This window comes from Dietzia sp. B19 (genome assembly GCF_014145155.1).
GTDB lineage: Bacteria > Actinomycetota > Actinomycetes > Mycobacteriales > Mycobacteriaceae > Dietzia > Dietzia natronolimnaea.
The window spans coordinates 1-3567 of the sequence record NZ_JAALED010000312.1 but is presented as its reverse complement, the minus strand read 5'-3'; the positions used below and the strand labels follow the sequence as shown (position 1 = coordinate 3567).

The 3567-nt window shown below is 70.1% G+C and carries 5 protein-coding genes and 1 pseudogene; 4 read left to right on the top strand and 2 right to left on the bottom strand.

The genetic code is table 11. The annotated features are described in order from the left end of the window. The 4 genes and pseudogenes from G6020_RS09490 to G6020_RS09475 form a co-directional block, all read left to right on the top strand. A pseudogene (locus tag G6020_RS09490) lies at nt 1–436 on the top strand (hypothetical protein); the annotation flags it as partial. A gap of 145 nt (nt 437–581) precedes the next feature. After that, nucleotides 582–1211 (top strand): nucleotidyltransferase domain-containing protein, encoded by a 630-nt coding sequence (locus G6020_RS09485; RefSeq protein ID WP_182610444.1) that lies wholly within the window; start codon nt 582–584, stop codon nt 1209–1211. Then, nucleotides 1211–1597 (top strand): hypothetical protein, encoded by a 387-nt coding sequence (locus tag G6020_RS09480; RefSeq protein WP_182610443.1) that lies wholly within the window; start codon nt 1211–1213, stop codon nt 1595–1597. Before G6020_RS09485 ends, G6020_RS09480 begins: the two co-directional genes overlap by 1 nt. A 229-nt stretch (nt 1598–1826) precedes the next feature. Further along, complete coding sequence (locus G6020_RS09475; RefSeq protein WP_182610442.1) at nt 1827–2459, top strand: Type 1 glutamine amidotransferase-like domain-containing protein; 633 nt, start codon at nt 1827–1829, stop codon at nt 2457–2459. A gap of 26 nt (nt 2460–2485) precedes the next feature. On the opposite strand, the gene bluB is transcribed toward G6020_RS09475, so the two are convergent. Then, entirely contained in the window at nt 2486–3160 is a 675-nt protein-coding gene (gene bluB / locus G6020_RS09470) for a 5,6-dimethylbenzimidazole synthase (RefSeq protein ID WP_241732644.1), read from the bottom strand. Continuing rightward, nucleotides 3157–3567, bottom strand: a 411-nt coding sequence (locus tag G6020_RS09465; protein WP_182610441.1) for a precorrin-3B C(17)-methyltransferase, incomplete at its 5' end; no start/stop codon positions are given. The genes bluB and G6020_RS09465, both read right to left, overlap by 4 nt.

The window sequence follows — 3567 nt, the reverse complement described above, 5'->3', positions numbered from 1 at the left end:
GGTGGGCGCCCACCTCGCCGTGGTGGCCTGTGGCGCGGTGCTCATCCTGGCGGTCACCGGGATCTGCACGGCGCTCGCCGCTGCCGTGGTCACCGGAGACACCTCGCTCGTCGGTGGGGTGATCGGCTCGCACCTCGGCGCCACCCCGGCGGTCCTGCTGGTGCTGGGGGTCTGCGGGGTGTTCTACGGCTGGGTTCCCCGGTTGACCGCGCCCGTCGGCTGGGCGGTGGTCGCGCTGATGTTCCTGGTGGCCAACTTCGCCGACCTGCTGGACTTCCCCGGGTGGCTGCGGTCGCTCTCGCCACTGCACCATCTCGCCGCCGTCCCGGTGGAGGAGTTCGCTCCGTCGCCGTTCCTGCTGGTCGCCGTGATGGCCGGCGCGCTCGTGGCCGCGGGTCTGGCGGGGTTCAGGCGTCGGCAGGTGGTCTCGGGCTGACGGCACGGCACAGGTCGGTAGGGGTGTCTGTGACGAACACTGAGTTCCCCGATCGGGTTCGACGACACCAACCACCACGACCCTATCCGGGTCCTCCAACTATAGTTGTGATACTCTAACTTTAGTTGGAGAAAGGGTGCGGACTATGCAGCTGAACAAGCCGTTCGCCACGGTGACGCCGACCCTGGACGGCGACGTGCTGGCGGTCCTGGCGAGCGCGGACGTCACGTTCACGGTCAGCCAGGTCCAGCGAATCCTCTCCACCGCGTCAGGGGAGGGCATCCGCAAGGTCCTCAACCGTCTCACTGCCCAGGGCGTGGTGCTGCACGCCGAAGTAGGCCGGACCCACACCTACCGCCTCAACGCCGAGCACCTCGCGACCGGGCCGATCATGGAGCTGTCACGGCTGAACGCCACTTTCCTGAGCCGACTCGAACAGCACCTGGGCGAGTGGGGGACGGCACTGCGGTACGGCGCGGTGTTCGGGTCGGCGGCGACGGGGCACATGACGCTGGGGAGCGACATCGACGTGTTCCTGGTGCGCGCGATCGACAACGAGAACGGCGTCTGGGAGCAGCGGGTGACTGAACTCGCCCGGCTAGTTACCGCGTGGACCGGCAATGACGGCCGGATCGTCGAGTTCGCCGAAGACGAGTTCCGCGCTGCGGCCGACGCAAGTGAGCCCCTCCTCGATGACGTGTCGAAGCAGGGCCTGACCGTCGCGGGGAAACGGGCCTGGTTCGTCTCGCAGCTGCGCTCGGCAAGGAGGTCGTGATGGCGGGGCAGCGGAACTGCGATGCGGTAGTCGCCGCGGGGCGCATGTCCAAGGCATCCGAGTTTCTCGACGCCGCGGTTCATCTCGGGGAAGAGATGCCCAACGCCGCCGGGGACCTGTACGTCAACGCGGGCATTGCCGCCTCGGATGTCATCTGCTGCGTGCGCCTCGGCGTGCATTCCAACACCGGCAACCACAGCGAGGCGGTCGCCCTGCTGAAGAAGGCCGACAGCGGATCTGAACGGCACTTGAACACCCTGCTCAACCTGAAGAACAAGGCTGCCTACACGCATCAGGACCTGACCGATGGGGAGTTGAAGAAGATGAGCCGCGCGGCGGATCATCTGGTCGAGGCCGCCAAGCAAGCAGTGGCCGCCGGCGGGTAGCTCGCAGGGCGCCGCATAGTGCTTCCCGCAGTCACCCCCGTCAGCCGAGTCTCCTGGGCCGGCGCCCACTTTTCCGCCGGGGCCACGGGCGCGGTGCTGGTCCCACCGGTCACCTTGTTTTTAACCGCGCTCGCCGCCGTGGGCGGCACCGGCGCGGTTCGCTTGCCTGCGGGGTGATCGGCGCGCGCCTCGGCACCGTCCTGTCCGACCCCCCTCGTAGAGTGGCGCCATGAACCTGCTCCTGTTGTCCCTCGGCGTGGGCGCCGTCCCCGCCTTCATCGCCGAGCACGTCAACCGGCCCGCACCCGCGGTGCGGATCGGCTACCTGAACGACGCCGCCAGCCCCTATGCGGGTGCGGAGTTCGTGGCGGCAGAGCGCGCGCAGCTCTCGGACCTGGGCTACGTACTGACCGACATCACCGCCGCAGACTTCGACGACGCGGGCGACTTCGTCGGACTGCTCGACGGGGTCGACGCCTTGTACGTCGCAGGCGGCAACACCTTCGTCCTCATGGCGGCACTGCGCCGCCGCGGTGCGGATGTGGCCCTCGTCGAGCGGGTACGGGCGGGGCTGCCCTACATCGGGTCGAGCGCCGGATCGGTCATCACCGGACCCAGCATCGAACCGGTCAGCCTGATGGACGACCCCTCCGCCGCGCCCGAACTCACCGACCACGGGGGACTCGGGCTGGTCGAGACCGTGGTGATCCCCCACGCGGACGGCGCGCTCCCGCCCTATCCGCCCGAGCTCATCGCCCAGCTCGTCGAGACCTACGGGAGCACCTACCCGCTGACTCTGGTGAACGACGATCAGGCGCTGCTCGTCGGGAGCGAGACGGCGCGGCTGATCAGTTCACCCTGAACCGAGGGGCAGAACGCGCCCCGGCTCTACACCCAGTCGATCGACAGCGGCGACCTGCGTCCCCACCCGACGGTCTGCAACAACGGCTCGTCCAGCTCGAGGGCGGGGTGTCCCAGACACAGGTACGCCAGGGGCCGGGCCCCGTCGGGCACGGGCACGCTGTCGGAGAGGTGGTCGGGGTCGACGAGGCTCACCCAGCCCATGCCCAGGCCCTCGGCCGTCACGGCCAGCCACAGCAGGGTGATGGCGGCGACCACGCTGTACTCGGTGGCCGCCGGGACGCTCGTGGTCCCCAGGACCGGCCCGGCGGGCGGCCTGTGGCTGACGACCAGCCCGACCGGTGCCTGGAGGATGCCCTCGAGGCGCAGGGAGTCGTAGAGCGCGCGTCGCCGGCCGTCGAATCGCTCGGATTCCGCGCGGCGCACGGTGCGGAATCCCTCGTGGACGGCCTCGCGCACGCCGCGGTCCTCGATCACGGTGACGTGCCAGGGCTGGCTCAACCCGACACTCGGGGCCACGGCGAAGACCTCGAGGAGTCGATCGATGGTCTCGCGCGGCACCGGGGTGGGGTGGAAGTGCCGGTGGTCGCGGCGGGTGGCGAGGATCCGCCACAGCGCGTCGCGGTCGGGAGCTCCGATTCCGATTCCGCCTTCGCCGCCCTCGTCGTCGTCGTTTCTCTCACCCCGTGGAGCGCCGGTCATGACCGCACGAACCGCGGACTCCACACCCGCCCCGACTCGGTGACGCGGGTCCCCGACGCGCCCACGATGAGCAGGCACTTCATGTCCACCGAGTCGCAGTCGAGCTCGGCGAGAGTGGTGATGGTCAGGGACTCCTCGGCCCGGCCCACGTCACGTCCCACCACCACCGGGGTGGCCGGGTCGCGATGCCGGAGGAGGACGTCGCGGGCGTCGGCGACCTGGCGGGTGCGCGAGCGCGAGGCGGGGTTGTAGACCGCCAGGACCAGGTCCGCGGCGGCGATCGCGTCGAGACGGCGGGAGATGACCTCCCAGGGCTTGAGCCGGTCGGACAGGCTCATCACGGCGAAGTCCGCGCCGATCGGGGCCCCGGCCCGTGCGGCGACCGCCTGGACGGCGGACACCCCGGG